This is a genomic window from Rhizobium ruizarguesonis, from assembly GCF_017357285.1.
Taxonomy (GTDB): Bacteria; Pseudomonadota; Alphaproteobacteria; order Rhizobiales; family Rhizobiaceae; genus Rhizobium; species Rhizobium ruizarguesonis.
Genome location: NZ_CP071678.1, coordinates 1812650 through 1825856, shown reverse-complemented (window position 1 = coordinate 1825856; position 13207 = coordinate 1812650). Strand labels below are relative to the sequence as shown.

General features: G+C 60.9%; 12 protein-coding genes and 1 pseudogene. 8 read left to right on the top strand and 5 right to left on the bottom strand.

Going from position 1 to position 13207, the window contains the following annotated elements; genetic code table 11:
* Positions 1-52: 52 nt before the first annotated feature.
* Positions 53-490, bottom strand: coding sequence for a DUF6163 family protein (locus J3P73_RS09045; RefSeq protein WP_024321169.1), 438 nt, complete (start codon positions 488-490; stop codon positions 53-55).
* A gap of 231 nt (positions 491-721) precedes the next feature.
* On the opposite strand from J3P73_RS09045, the gene hemB reads away from it, so the two are divergent.
* The 6 genes from hemB to J3P73_RS09015 all read left to right on the top strand — a co-directional run bounded on the left by hemB (position 722) and on the right by J3P73_RS09015 (position 5021).
* A complete protein-coding gene (gene hemB / locus J3P73_RS09040) occupies positions 722-1735 on the top strand; it encodes a porphobilinogen synthase (protein ID WP_130672339.1) in 1014 nt (337 codons plus the stop codon).
* 281 nt (positions 1736-2016) lie between these two features.
* Positions 2017-2475 carry an RDD family protein gene (locus J3P73_RS09035; protein ID WP_011651295.1) on the top strand — a complete coding sequence of 153 codons (459 nt, stop codon included), beginning with the start codon at positions 2017-2019 and terminating at the stop codon, positions 2473-2475.
* 207 nt (positions 2476-2682) lie between these two features.
* On the top strand, positions 2683-3459 hold the full coding sequence (locus J3P73_RS09030) for an arginyltransferase (RefSeq protein WP_024321170.1): 777 nt from the start codon (positions 2683-2685) through the stop codon (positions 3457-3459).
* The gene (locus tag J3P73_RS09025; protein WP_130661327.1) at positions 3460-4347 is read left to right on the top strand and encodes a DMT family transporter; all 888 of its coding nucleotides are present in this window, start codon (positions 3460-3462) and stop codon (positions 4345-4347) included. It abuts the gene before it with no gap.
* 57 nt (positions 4348-4404) lie between these two features.
* Entirely contained in the window at positions 4405-4626 is a 222-nt protein-coding gene (locus J3P73_RS09020; RefSeq protein ID WP_018070513.1) for an AbrB/MazE/SpoVT family DNA-binding domain-containing protein, read from the top strand.
* Complete coding sequence (locus J3P73_RS09015; RefSeq protein WP_024321172.1) at positions 4623-5021, top strand: type II toxin-antitoxin system death-on-curing family toxin; 399 nt, start codon at positions 4623-4625, stop codon at positions 5019-5021. The genes J3P73_RS09020 and J3P73_RS09015 overlap by 4 nt, the downstream gene beginning before the upstream one ends.
* Here the strand turns inward: J3P73_RS09015 and J3P73_RS09010 are convergent.
* Both J3P73_RS09010 and parC read right to left on the bottom strand, forming a co-directional pair.
* Positions 5005-5463, bottom strand: a complete 459-nt coding sequence (locus J3P73_RS09010; RefSeq protein ID WP_207579888.1) for an SRPBCC family protein — start codon at positions 5461-5463, stop codon at positions 5005-5007. The genes J3P73_RS09015 and J3P73_RS09010 overlap by 17 nt on opposite strands.
* Before the next feature lie 256 nt (positions 5464-5719).
* Positions 5720-7975, bottom strand: coding sequence for a DNA topoisomerase IV subunit A (parC, locus tag J3P73_RS09005; RefSeq protein WP_018070515.1), 2256 nt, complete (start codon positions 7973-7975; stop codon positions 5720-5722).
* Between the two features lie 235 nt (positions 7976-8210).
* Between parC and J3P73_RS09000 the strand changes: the two genes are divergently transcribed.
* Positions 8211-9398: a YdgA family protein gene (locus J3P73_RS09000; RefSeq protein ID WP_018070516.1), complete on the top strand. Its 1188-nt coding sequence runs from the start codon at positions 8211-8213 to the stop codon at positions 9396-9398.
* A gap of 58 nt (positions 9399-9456) precedes the next feature.
* Here the strand turns inward: J3P73_RS09000 and J3P73_RS08995 are convergent.
* Positions 9457-9648 (bottom strand): annotated as a pseudogene (locus tag J3P73_RS08995) (hypothetical protein); the annotation flags it as partial.
* Positions 9649-9697: 49 nt separating this feature from the next.
* Complete coding sequence (gene aspS / locus J3P73_RS08990) at positions 9698-11488, bottom strand: aspartate--tRNA ligase (protein ID WP_020397444.1); 1791 nt, start codon at positions 11486-11488, stop codon at positions 9698-9700.
* A 255-nt stretch (positions 11489-11743) separates the two neighbouring features.
* Here aspS and J3P73_RS08985 point away from each other — a divergent pair, with 255 nt between their 5' ends.
* Positions 11744-13135 (top strand): multicopper oxidase family protein, encoded by a 1392-nt coding sequence (locus J3P73_RS08985; protein WP_130655142.1) that lies wholly within the window; start codon positions 11744-11746, stop codon positions 13133-13135.
* Positions 13136-13207: the final 72 nt, after the last annotated feature.

The window sequence follows — 13207 nt, the reverse complement described above, 5'->3', positions numbered from 1 at the left end:
TTCGACTTAAACCGCAGGCTTAACGGAGCCTTACCGGTAACCCCACGTTGTCTCAGGGTAAATCAACACTTACCTGGCGGCGGTGACGGCGCTTTTCCAGCCACAGCAGCAGGCGGAAAATCAAGTAGACGACGGCGACCATGACATGCAACAGGATGATCATCTGGTTGGGGCCGAAAATATCCGGCAGCAGGCCATACATGAGGATTTGTCCGCCGGCAGCCAGCACCCAGATGACCGGTCCCCAGGAGACGGTGAGCCAGAGGCCGAGGGAGGCGACGGGGAAGAGCACGGCGAGGCTGGTGCTCGCCACCTTCCACGGCAGGCTCAAAAGATCGAAGCGACCGGCGCCGACCAGCGAATAGCCGACGAGCATCGCCCAATATTGCAGGCCGAACCAGAAGCAGGATACGGCAACCAGTCTCAGGAAGAGAATGAAGAGGATATCCGCCAGTGTGCGTTTCGGTATCGTCGGGGAATCGGTTTCCATAGCGCAGACATCGGTTTGGGGTTGCATCTTCACAAGGGCGCCCGAGCGTCTGGCAAGACGCGCCAAGGACGCTCTATAGCATTGAGTTGGCGCATAACCCCGAAAATCCACTCCGATTTTCGGGGTTATGCGCCAGAGGTTTTTCCGCCGCGGCCAATCGTCCGGTTTGGATTTTCCAGGCGCCATGATAATGAGCGCTCCGATAAATGGAATGGGCCAAGGACAGATATCATGCAGGACAGGACGCATCTCGTCGACGACATCACCGGTCATCGCCGCATGCGGCGCAACCGCAAGGCGGATTGGACACGCCGGCTGGTGCAGGAGAACCGGCTGACCGTCGACGACCTGATCTGGCCGATCTTCATCGTGCCGGGCTCTGGCATCATCGATCCGATCCCGGCCATGCCGGGCGTCAACCGGATGAGCATCGACAAGGCCGTGGAAGCCGCGCGGGAAGCCGCCGGCCTCGGCATTCCGGCGCTTGCCACCTTTCCAAATATCGAAATGGAACTGCGCGACGAGACCGGTTCGAACAGCCTCGAGGCCAACAACCTGATCAACATGGCGACGGCGGCGATCAAAAAGGCGGTGCCTAATATCGGCGTCATCACCGACGTCGCGCTCGATCCCTTCACCAGCCACGGCCATGACGGCATCCTCAGAGGCAGCGAGATCGTCAACGACGAGACGGTCGACCAGGTGGCGCGCGCCGCCGTGATGCAGGCGGATGCCGGCGCCGACATCATCGCGCCGTCGGAGATGATGGACGGACGCATCGGCGCGATCCGCATGGCGCTCGATGCGGCCGGCCACCAGAGCGTCGGCATCATGAGCTATGCGACCAAATTCGCCTCCGCCTTCTACGGTCCCTATCGCGAGGCGATCTCGACGGGCGGGCTGCTGAAAGGCGACAAGAAGACCTATTATATCGACCCTGCCAACGGCACCGAGGCAATCCGCGACGCGGCCCTCGACGTCGAGGAAGGCGCCGACATGCTGATGGTCAAGCCCGGCCTGCCCTATCTCGATATCTGCTGGCGGATGAAGGAGGCCTTTGGCCTGCCGACCTTCGCCTACCAGGTTTCCGGCGAATATACGCAGATCAAGGCGGCGGCGATGAATGGCTGGATCGATGGCGAGCGGGCGATGCTCGAAACGCTGCTGTCGTTCAAGCGGGCGGGATGCGACGGTGTCCTCACCTATTTTGCAGTCGAAGTGGCGAAAATTCTCGCAAAGCGGTGACTGCATAATTCCATAAATCGGAATCGATTTAAGGATAAAATTATGCAGCGATTCAAAGTGCTACAGCGTCCTTTGCGCATCTCAAAAGACGCGCGGCGCTGTAGTGCATGATGCCGAAAAGTGTCCGCGGTTTTCGGACGACATCATGCTCCATTTCTTTGATTTAGATGCGGATGGTTTTAGGCCGATCCGGCCTAAAACCATCCGCATCTGGGGCAGATTATTGCATTTTGCCCTGCCGATACCATATCAGCGGCATCGCTTTTCCTGAGGAGATTGAGATGAGCTACAACCCCAATCCGCTTTATGCCGCACCGGAGGACTGGCGCGCCTATAGCGGCGTGTTGAGCCGCCGGGTCTTCGCTTTCATTCTCGACTATGTCATCGTGGCGCTGCTGTGCATTCCCGCGGCGATCGTGCTGTTCTTCCTGTCGATCGTCACGCTCGGGCTCGGCTTCTTTCTCTACCCTGCCCTCTTCGTCATCGTCGCCGGCATTTACTTCGGCCTGACTGTGGGCGGGCCGAGCCAGGCCTCGCTCGGCATGCGCGCGATGGGGATAGCGATCGTGCGTGTCGACGGACGGCCGATGGATTTCATGACAGCGATCGTGCATCTGGCACTGTTCTGGATCCTCAACTCGGTGCTGACGCCGCTCATTCTGCTTGCCGGCCTGTTTATCGAACGCAGCCGTCTCATCCACGACCTGCTTGTGGGCACGGTGACGGTGCGCACAGCCTGAGACTTTGGCTGAGAGACTCAAACTGAGACTAGGGGCGGAGACCAAATAAAGTCTCCGCCTTCCCTTTGCCGGCGGGCGCCGGCGCTCCATATCTAAACTTAGAAGACTGATATGAAGGGCGAAACGCGCCCCGCTGTTGACGTTTTTTATTCTTAGGTCATGCTGTCAGGAAACGGCACGGTCTCGACAGGGAAAATTCCGCGACAAATGAATACGCAGACGACGCCATCCCCGCAGTTTTATCTGACGGCTCCGGCTGCGTGTCCGTACCTGCCGCATGAGATGGAGCGAAAGGTGTTCACCCATCTGGTCGGCCCGCGCGCCGCCGAGATGAACGATATCCTGACGCAGGGCGGTTTCCGCCGCTCGCAGAACATCGCTTATCGCCCGGCCTGCGAATCCTGTCGCGCCTGCGTTTCCGTGCGAATTCTCGCCCAGGAATTCGAGCCGACCAAATCGATGAAACGGGTGCTTGCCGCCAATTCCGACGTCATCGCCACCGAATTCGCAGCCCAGCCTTCCAGCGAGCAATATTCACTCTTCCGACGCTATCTCGATTTTCGCCACCAGCAGGGCGGCATGTCCGACATGACCGTGCTCGACTATGCCATCATGGTGGAAGACACGCATGTGAATACGAGAATCATCGAATACCGCCGGCGCGAAGAAGGATCCGGACTGGAGCAGCGGCCGAAGGGCGAGTTGCTTGCCGCTGCGCTGACCGACACGATGAGCGACGGGTTGTCGATGGTCTATTCCTATTTCAATCCGGCACTCGAGCAGCGTTCGCTCGGCACTTTCATGATTCTCGACCATGTCAGGCGCACGAAAGCGCTGGGACTGCCGCATGTCTACCTCGGCTACTGGGTTCAAGGGTCGCGGAAAATGGACTACAAGACGCGCTTCCAGCCGCAGGAGCATCTGACCCCGCGCGGCTGGGAACGTTTCGATCCCGAGTCCATGCCCGAGAGCACCCACGACTGAATGTTCCCCACCGCTCTTTCCGACCATCGGAAGGGCCTGCTGCTGACGGCGATCGGCGGGCTGGCGCTTTCCGTGGATATCCCGCTCATGCGGCTCGCTGACGGCGAGCTGTGGTCGATCCTTGCCGCGAGAAGCATCGCGACCCTTGGCGTGACGCTTCTGGCCGCGGCAGCGCTGCGGATTGCGAAAGGGCGATGGCCAGTGCTCGTGCCGGGCTGGCCGGGTCTTGTCACCGGCCTGCTCTACAGCCTGACGACGGTGGTCTTCCTTCTCGCCGTTTTCAACACCTCGACCGCCAATGTCGTTTTCATCGTCGCCTTCAATCCGATGTTCGCCGCGCTTCTTTCCTGGATTTTCCTCAAGGAGCGGCCGGCCCTAGCAACGCTGCTCGCCATGGCGGCGATGACCTTCGGCGTCGGCCTGATCGTGCGGGACGGGCTTTCGGGCGGCCATCTCTTCGGCGATGCCATGGCGCTCCTTACCGCCTTCATGATTGCCGCCGCCATCACCATCAGCCGCGCCTCCCGCCGGGAGATGGGCTTCGTCTCGCTGCTTTCGACGGTGCTGCCGGCGGCGGTCGGGCTGATCTCGGTCATGCCGGCTGGCGGTTTTTCGATCGAGCATCCCGCCTGGATCCTCTTCAACGGCGCGGTGATGATGCCGCTTGCCCTCTGGTGCCTGGCGACCGGGCCGCGTTACCTCTCCGCGCCTGAAGTCGGCATGTTCTACCTGCTCGAAACCGTGCTCGCACCGATCTGGGTGTGGCTGATCTTTGCGGAAACGCCGGCGCCGATGACACTGGTCGGCGGCGGCATCCTGGTGGCGGCGATCGCAGCCCATTCCGTCTGGATGGTGCGGAGGAAAAGCATCGTTCAAATGGCAGGCTAGGACGTTGTCGCCTGCTCCGCCTCATGTTATAACGCCGTTATCACAGAGGACAAAACGATGAACGTCACAATCCGCAAGATCGGAAATTCCGAGGGTGTTATCATCCCCAAAGAGGTGCTGCAGCGGTTGGGCCTGAGCAGCGGCGACAGCCTCGAACTGCGAGAGATCGAGGGTAATATTCAGCTTGTACCGGAATCGGCGGATCTTGCCGAGCAAATGCGGGCGGCCCGCATCGGTATGGAAAAATATCGGGTGGCACTCCGCGAACTCGCGAAATGATACAGCTTAAGTGGCTGAGCCGCCAAGCGATTGAAAATATGCACGATGAGCAAATCGCCGAGCATGGCGGTTTGCCTGGCCTGCGGGATGCCAATGCATTGGAAACCAGCTTGGCGCGCCCGCTTAACAAGGCTGCATACGGCGAGACCGACATCTTCATACTCGCCGCAGCCTATCTCTATGCCATTGTTAGAAACCACCCATTCGTGGATGGAAACAAGCGTACCGGCTATCTCGCGGCGTTTACGTTTCTCTACATCAACCGCTATGTCATCAATGCCGACAACGCGCAGGTCATTGCATTTGTACTAGAGGTAGCCGCCGGCGAGATCGACGAAGAAGGTGCGACCCGCTTCCTTCGAGATTTCAGCATACCGCTCAACCCGTCGCCTTGAACTGCTGCTGCTCCAGTTCCCTGCCAAGCCCTTCGACCACATGCGCCCAGCCTTGCCGGGTCTTTTCCTCGTGCTCGGCCCATTCGGCGCACATTTCGTGGGTCAGCGTCAGACGGCTGCCGCCGCCGAGAGGCTCGATATTTATTTCAACGCGGTCGCAATTGTGGTCGTGCTCCTCGACGGAAAAGCTGAAGACCATGCGCTGCGGGCGCTTCAGTTCCAGGAAAACACCCTGGTGAAAGGCGTCGCCGGTCGGGCGGCGGTCGACGACGAAGAAACGGCCGCCGACATGCGGATCGATATCGGCGCGGATGACATGACCGTCATCCGTCGCAAACAGGAAACGGCGGGCGATTTCAGGGTTGAGCCAGGCGTCGTAGACGACAGCAGGCGTCACCCCGTAGGTGTGGCTGACATGCAATTTGATGGTGCTGGCGGGCATCGATTTTCCTCCGGTAACGGCGCGCACACTCCTCCCGTGCGCGGCCTGCGGCCATTCCGTCCGCCTCCGGAGCCGGCCTGCTCATATTTTTGCTAACAGGATTGAGATAGAGGAATTGTCGCGGCCGCCAAGAGTCGGGCGCGGAATTTACTGCATCATTCCTTCAAGCGGACTCGATTGAGAGATAGATATCCAGCAATTCAAAGTGTTACAGCGTCCTTTGCGCGTCTGAAAAGACGCACAACGCGGTCGTGCTTTAGCCGGCGAATTTGCCGCTGCGCGGGAAGCCCTTGGGCACGGTGCGACCGGCGGTGGCGCGGTCGGCCAGCCACTCTGCGAGCTCGTCCTTGTTCTTCGTGAAGGTGCGGCCGGCGCTGTCTTCCCAGATGAGGCCGTCTGATATCGCGAAGCAGCGGACGTCGGAAATGCCGCCATCCTTGTAACGCTGCAGGCGCACGCCCTTGCCGCGCGACATTTCCGGCACCTGCGCCAGCGGGAATACCAGCAGCTTGCGGTTTTCACCGACGACGGCGACATGGTCGCCGCTGACAGGCACGAGCAGTTGCGTTTCCTCGGGCAGCGCGACGTTCATGATCTGCTTGCCCTTGCGCGTATTGGCGACCAGTTCAGCCTCCGGAACGACGAAGCCGTTGCCGGCGGTCGAGACGATCAGCTGCTTGCGCGAGGGATCATGCAAGAATGCGGTCAGCACCGCCTGGTCGTTATCCATATCGACCATGATGCGCAGCGGTTCGCCGTGACCGCGGCCGCCCGGCAGCTTGTCGCCGCCGAGCGTGAAGGCCTTGCCGCCTGTCGTGACGATCAGAATCTTGTCCGTGGTCTGTGCCGGGAAGGCGATCTTCAAGCCGTCACCTTCCTTGAAGGTCAGTGTCGCCGTGTCGGCGATATGGCCCTTCAACGCGCGGATCCAGCCCTTTTCGGAAATGACGACGGTGATCGGTTCCTTCTCGATCATTGCCTGCTGGACTGCTTCCTCGTCGGTCTCGGGCGCGTCGGCAAACTGGGTGCGGCGGCGGCCGACCTCGGTCGCCTTGGCGAATTTCTTCTTCACTTCGCCGATTTCCCAGGCGACCGTCTGCCACTGCTTGTCGTCGGAGGAAAGCAAAGCTTCGATCTCGCCCTTTTCATTGGTGAGTTCGTCGAATTCCTTGCGGATCTCGAACTCCTCCAGCTTGCGCAAGGCGCGCAGCCGCATATTGAGGATCGCCTCGACCTGATTGTCGGTGAGATCCCAGCGCGCCATCATGACCGGCTTCGGCTCGTCCTCCTCGCGGATGATGCGGATGACCTCATCGATGTTGAGGTAGGCGACCAGCAGGCCGCTGAGGATTTCGAGGCGCCTGTCGATCGCCGCCAGGCGGAAGCGCGAGCGGCGCTGCAGAACTTCGCGGCGGTGGTCCAGCCACTCCTTCAACACCTCGTTCAGCGCCATGACCCGCGGGATGCGGCCCATGGAGAGCACGTTCATGTTGAGCGGGAAGCGGCTTTCGAGTTCCGTCAGCTTGAACATCGATTCCATCAGGATCGTCGGATCGACGCTGCGGGTCTTCGGCACCAGCACGACACGGATGTCTTCGGCCGATTCGTCGCGGATATCTTCCAGCAGCGGCAGCTTGCGGGCGATCAGCAGCTCGGCGATCTTCTCGATCAGCCGCGATTTCTGCACCTGGAAGGGAATTTCGGTGATGACGATCTGGTAGCCGCCGCGGCCGAGATCTTCCGTCTGCCATTTCGCCCGCACGCGGAAACCGCCGCGGCCGGTGCGGTAGCTCTCGATGATGCTGTCGCGGTTGTCGATGATGATACCGCCGGTGGGGAAATCCGGGCCGGGTATGAATTCGACGAGCTTTTCGACTGTTGCATCCGGATGCTTGATCAGATGCAGGGCTGCGTCGCAAAGCTCGTGGGCATTGTGCGACGGGATCGAGGTCGCCATGCCGACGGCGATGCCGGACGATCCGTTGGCGAGCAGGTTCGGGAAGGCGCCGGGAAGAACGACCGGCTCGGAATTCGATTCGTCGTAAGTGTCTCGGAAATCGACGGCATCCTGATCGATGCCTTCGAGCAGCAGTTCGGAGACCGCCGTCATCTTCGATTCGGTGTAACGCATGGCGGCGGGGCTGTCGCCGTCGATATTGCCGAAATTGCCCTGGCCGTTGACCAGCGTGTAGCGCTGCGAGAAATCCTGGGCGAGACGGGCAAGCGCGTCGTAGATCGACTGGTCGCCGTGCGGATGGTAGTTACCCATCACTTCGCCGACGATCTTGGCGCATTTTCTGAAGGCCGAGTTCGGCCTCAGCCCCATCTCGTTCATCGCATAGACGATGCGGCGATGGACAGGCTTCAGCCCGTCGCGCACGTCAGGCAGGGCGCGGTGCATGATGGTCGACAGCGCATAGGCAAGGTAGCGCTGCTCGAGCGCCGCCTTGAGGTCGACCGGTTGGATGTGATCGTCGTCTCCGCCCGAAGGCGGCAAAATCTCTTGTCCCATAGGTTCTGACTAGCCCAGAAGAGGCCGGCGGGCAAGGAATCCGGGCCATTGCAGCTGTGGATGAAGTCTTGGGACTGACATCAAAGGATGAGACAAACGCTCCGCCGCAATTTGGACTTCGTTTGCCGTTCCTTTCAACAGAAATTTAGAAGTCCGCAAATATAAAGCTGGCCTAATCCGTAGTAGCGTAACTGCAGATTTCCAACCGCCACCACGCCACCAGAGGAATCACCCCATGAACTTTTCCCGGACAACGCGGCTGATGCTGTCGGGCGCCGCCTTTTTCTCGCTCGCCGGTTCGGCTTTCGCTCTCGACGGCGCCGATCTGCTGAAGAAGCTCAATGCCGCCTATGCCGTACAGGGCGGAACGATTTCGGCTGACGCAGTCGACATCGACGGCACGACCGCGACGCTGAAGAATGTCAGCGTCAAATCGGCCGGCGGCGAAAGCCTGGCAGTCGGCGAAGTCACCCTTTCCGGCGTCGAAGAAGACGAGGATGGCGGCTATTACATCGAAGAGGCAGCCTTCCCCGATATCAACACCACGAAAGACGGCGTCACGGTCACGGCGCAGGAGCTGACGCTCGGCGGCATCTCGATCCCGGCAACGGCGGGCGGCGACACGCTCGATACCATGATGCTCTACGAAACCGCCCATACAGGCCCGCTGAAGGTGGTCAAGGACGGCGCGGAAATGTTCTCGCTGCTGCAAAGCGACGTCAATCTGACACTGCGCGAAGACGAATCCGGCTTCGATTTCGATGGCGCCTTCAAAAGCATGAAGGCCGATCTCAGCAAAGCCGAGGATCCGCAGAGCAAGGACGCGATCGAGAAGCTTGCCCTGCAGCACATCCAAGGCGACATCACCATGAAGGGTGCCTGGGAACTGGCCCCCGGCACGATCGACATTTCGGAATTCGCCTTCGACTTCACCAACATCGGCAAGCTGAACCTTGGCTTCAAGATCTCGGGCTACACGATGGCCTTCGTAAAGTCGCTGCAGGATGCGATGAAGCAATCCGAAGCCGGTGCGAACAAGGAAGAATCGCAGCAGGCGCTTGGCCTTGCCATGCTCGGCCTGATGCAGCAGCTGTCCTTCGAGGCCGCGCAGGTGCGCTTCGAAGATGCCTCGATTACCAAGCGCGCGCTCGATTATGCCGGTTCGCAGCAGAATATGTCCGGCAAGCAGATGGCGGATTCGCTGAAGGCGATGACGCCGATCATGCTGGCGCAGCTCAATATCCCGGAACTGCAGAACGCCGTTTCGGCTGCCGTCAACACCTTCCTCGACGATCCGAAAAGCCTGACCGTCAAGGCCGCTCCCGAAAAGCCGGTACCGTTCCCGACGATCGTGGGTGCCGCCATGGGCGCTCCGAACACGCTGCCGCAGGTGCTTGGCGTCAAGGTTACCGCCAACGACTGATCGCTTCGATCTTGCGACGAAAGGCCCGGCAGTTCGGTACTGCCGGGCCTTTTCGTTTTCACGCGCGATGACGGGCGACCTCGGCAATGGCGAGGACTGCGATATCAAGCAATTCCTCTAGCGATGCTCCGTCCCTCGCCTGCACCGACATGCCCTGGATGATGGCACGGAGGAACCGTGCCAGCGCGCGGGGGTTCGTCTCGGACTTCATGTCGCCCTCGTGGATGCCGCGCTCGACGACCGAACCAAACAAAAAGCCCGGCGATTTGCCGGGCTTTTGCATTCGGGATCAGACGATCTCAATCCTTCTTGACCGGCGGGATCGGCCGGATCGAGAGCTCGCGCAACTGTGTCGGCGTTGCCGGGCTCGGCGCGCCCATCAGAAGGTCCTGGGCCTGCTGGTTCATCGGGAACAGCGAGATTTCGCGCAGGTTCTTCGCGCCGACGAGCAGCATGATGATACGGTCGATACCGAAGGCAGCACCGCCATGCGGGGGCGCGCCGTACTGGAAGGCACGGTAGAGGCCGCCGAAACGATCCTCGACATCCTGCTGGCTGAGGCCGACCTTCTCGAAGGCGGCAACCATGGTTTCCGGCGACTGGTTGCGGATCGAGCCCGAGGCGATTTCGAAGCCGTTGCAGACGGCGTCATACTGGAACGCCTTGATGGTCAGCGGATCCTGGTTCTGAAGCGCATCGAGGCCGCCCTGCGGCATCGAGAACGGGTTGTGGGCGAAATCGACCTTCTTTTCTTCCTCGCTCCATTCGAAGAACGGGAAGTCGACGATCCAGCAGAGTTCGAAACGGTCGCGATCGACAAGGTTCAGTTCTTCGCCGGCCTTGGTGCGGGCTTCACCGGCAAACTTGTAGAACTTCGCCGGATCGCCGGCAACGAAGAAGCAGGCGTCACCGTCATCGAGGCCGAGCTGGGTACGGATGGCGTCGGTGCGCTCCTCGCCGATGTTCTTCGCAAGCGGGCCGGCGCCCTCGAGCTTGTCACCTTCCTTGCGCCAGAAGATGTAACCGAGACCAGGCTGACCGGTCGACTGCGCCCAAGCATTCATACGATCGCAGAACGCTCTGGAACCGCCGGTCTTTGCCGGGATCGCCCAGATCTCAACCTTCGGGTTCGAGGCGATCATGCCGGCGAAAACCTTGAAGCCGGAGCCGGCGAAATGTTCGGTAACCGCTTCCATGACGATCGGGTTGCGCAGGTCCGGCTTGTCCGAACCATACTTACGGATCGCCTCGTCATAGGGGATGCGCGGCCACTCCTTGGTGACCGGCTTGCCTTCGGCGAACTCCTCGAAAATGTTGGTCATCAACGGACCCATCGTGTTCCAGACGTCTTCCTGGGTCACGAAGCTCATTTCGAGGTCGAGCTGGTAGAATTCGCCCGGCAGGCGGTCGGCGCGCGGGTCTTCGTCGCGGAAGCACGGCGCAATCTGGAAATAGCGGTCGAAGCCCGCCACCATCAGCAGCTGCTTGTACTGCTGCGGCGCCTGCGGCAAGGCATAGAAGGTGCCGGGATGGATGCGGCTCGGCACCAGGAAGTCGCGCGCGCCTTCCGGCGAGGAGGCCGTCAGGATCGGCGTGGTATATTCGGTAAAGCCGACATCGCCCATTTCGCGGCGCATGGCCGAGATGACCTGGGTGCGCTTGACGATGTTCCGGTGCAGCGTTTCGCGGCGAAGATCGAGGAAGCGGTACTTTAGGCGCACGTCTTCGGGATAGTCCGGCTCGCCGAAGACCGGCAGCGGCAATTCCTTGGCGGCGGAGAGGACTTCGATCTCCTGCGCGTAGAGCTCGATCTCGCCTGTCGCCATGGTCTTGTTGACAGTATCGTCGGTGCGGGCCTTGACGAGGCCGTCAATGCGGATGACCCATTCGCCCCGCACGGTTTCCGCCATCTTGAAGGCCGGGCTGTCGGGATCGGCGACGACCTGGGTGATGCCGTAATGGTCGCGAAGGTCGATGAAGAGAACGCCGCCATGGTCGCGAACGCGGTGAACCCAGCCGGAAATACGGACGGTCGAGCCGACATCCGTCTTGCGGAGGGCGGCGCATGTGTGGCTGCGATAGCGATGCATGATCTCAAATCCTGGCATGTGGCTTAAGACGGCAGCAAGGGTTTTCAAAACCCTCAAGCGCCGACAAGAAAATCGGGCGGAAAAGCGCATGGACGCTCCGATTTGTCAAGGCTTGGCGCACGCGGCCGGGCGTTTGACACGCGTTTATGGAGAGGCTGCGACCCGTATGCTGCGGCAGTTTGGCCGCGCTTCCTGTATTGCTGAAGCTGACGGTCAACTTTACAAGGATCGGCATTCTCACCGTGGAGCCTCCGCATGCCTCTCCTTAGCCGCCGCAACCTTCTCAAGGCATCCGCTGTCGCGGGCGCCTATGGCGTCGGCATCGGCATTGCCAGTAAATTCGGGTTTGCCGAGGCGGCTCCCGAGCCGCAGCTGCTGACGGCGGTGAAGACAGAAGCCGTGCTGACCGAGGCGGGACCGACCAGGGATATCATGAGCTGGGTGCATGACGGCATGCCGCCGATTCTCAGAATGAGGAAGGGGCGACCCTATGCGGCGCGGCTGAAAAACGGGCTCGACGAGCCGACGACAATCCACTGGCACGGCCTTCGCATCGACAACCGCATGGACGGCGTGCCCTTCATGACGCAGCCCTACGTCTATACCGGCGACAGCTTCGACTATGCCTTCACGCCGCCCGATGCCGGCACCTTCTGGTATCATCCGCATTGCAACACGCTGACGCAGATGGGGCACGGCATGACCGGTATCATCGTCGTCGAAGATCCGGCCGATCCGGAGTTCGATGCCGAGGTGGTGCTGAACCTGCGCGACTGGCGGCTGGGCGGCGACGGGCAGTTCATCGCTCCCTTTCGGCCGCGCGACGCTGCCAAGACCGGCACCTACGGCACGGTGCGCACCGCCAACTGGCATCAGGAGCCGCGATATGACGCGCCGGCCGGCGGGCTGGTTCGGCTGCGCATTGCCGTGACCGACGTGACGCGGATCTTCTCGCTGAAAATGGAAGGCGCCGACGCGACCGTGATTGCGATCGACGGCAATCCGGTGCCGAAGCGTTTTTCCCTCGACCTCCTGCAGATCGGACCGGGTCAACGGCTCGATCTTGCCGTGCGCATGCCGGATGGTGAAGGCGCAGTCGCGACGCTCGAGGATATCCGCGGCACGGCGCCGAAGACGATCGCCGGCCTGCGCGCGGTCGGATCATCGTTGAAGCGCGCGATCGGCGATCTTGGGCCGCTTGTCGACAACCCCGTCCCGAAGGCCGATCTTTCCATCGCCGAGCAGATCCCGCTGATACTGAGCGCCACTGCCGAGAATGCCGCCGTCGAAAGCATCTGCGGCACGCTCGGCTACAGTTTCTGGGCAATCAACAAGGTGCCATGGCCAGGCGACACGCCCGATCCGACGGCACCGCTTGCGGAATTGAAGCTCGGCAAGAGCTATGTCTTCAACCTCGAGAATACCACGCCGCATGCCCATCCGATCCATCTGCACGGGATGAGCTTCACGGTGATCTCCTCCTCGACGCGGGAGGTGATGCCGCTGGTGTCCGATACCTATCTCATCCAGCCGGACGAGAAGGTGCAGCTTGCCTTCGTCGCCGACAATCCCGGTGACTGGCTGCTGCATTGCCATATCATCGAGCATCAGAAGACGGGGATGACGAGCTATCTCAGGGTAAGCTGAGGCAGTGCGCCTTCACTGCGGTTGGGCTGTGCTTCGCGCCTTGCCTCAGTTTGGACGTGATTCTTGGCCAGC

What these genes read in the sequence shown, in the direction of transcription:
- J3P73_RS09020 (WP_018070513.1), top strand. Translation starts at nt 4,405, where the DNA reads ATGAACGTCACAATCCGCAAGATCGGAAATTCCGAGGGTGTTATCATC.
- J3P73_RS09000 (WP_018070516.1), top strand. Translation starts at nt 8,211, where the DNA reads ATGAACTTTTCCCGGACAACGCGGCTGATGCTGTCGGGCGCCGCCTTT.
- parC (WP_018070515.1), bottom strand. Translation starts at nt 7,975, where the DNA reads ATGGGACAAGAGATTTTGCCGCCTTCGGGCGGAGACGACGATCACATC.
- J3P73_RS09025 (WP_130661327.1), top strand. Translation starts at nt 3,460, where the DNA reads ATGTTCCCCACCGCTCTTTCCGACCATCGGAAGGGCCTGCTGCTGACG.
- J3P73_RS09010 (WP_207579888.1), bottom strand. Translation starts at nt 5,463, where the DNA reads ATGCCCGCCAGCACCATCAAATTGCATGTCAGCCACACCTACGGGGTG.
- J3P73_RS09030 (WP_024321170.1), top strand. Translation starts at nt 2,683, where the DNA reads ATGAATACGCAGACGACGCCATCCCCGCAGTTTTATCTGACGGCTCCG.
- hemB (WP_130672339.1), top strand. Translation starts at nt 722, where the DNA reads ATGCAGGACAGGACGCATCTCGTCGACGACATCACCGGTCATCGCCGC.
- J3P73_RS09035 (WP_011651295.1), top strand. Translation starts at nt 2,017, where the DNA reads ATGAGCTACAACCCCAATCCGCTTTATGCCGCACCGGAGGACTGGCGC.
- aspS (WP_020397444.1), bottom strand. Translation starts at nt 11,488, where the DNA reads ATGCATCGCTATCGCAGCCACACATGCGCCGCCCTCCGCAAGACGGAT.
- J3P73_RS09045 (WP_024321169.1), bottom strand. Translation starts at nt 490, where the DNA reads ATGGAAACCGATTCCCCGACGATACCGAAACGCACACTGGCGGATATC.
- J3P73_RS09015 (WP_024321172.1), top strand. Translation starts at nt 4,623, where the DNA reads ATGATACAGCTTAAGTGGCTGAGCCGCCAAGCGATTGAAAATATGCAC.
- J3P73_RS08985 (WP_130655142.1), top strand. Translation starts at nt 11,744, where the DNA reads ATGCCTCTCCTTAGCCGCCGCAACCTTCTCAAGGCATCCGCTGTCGCG.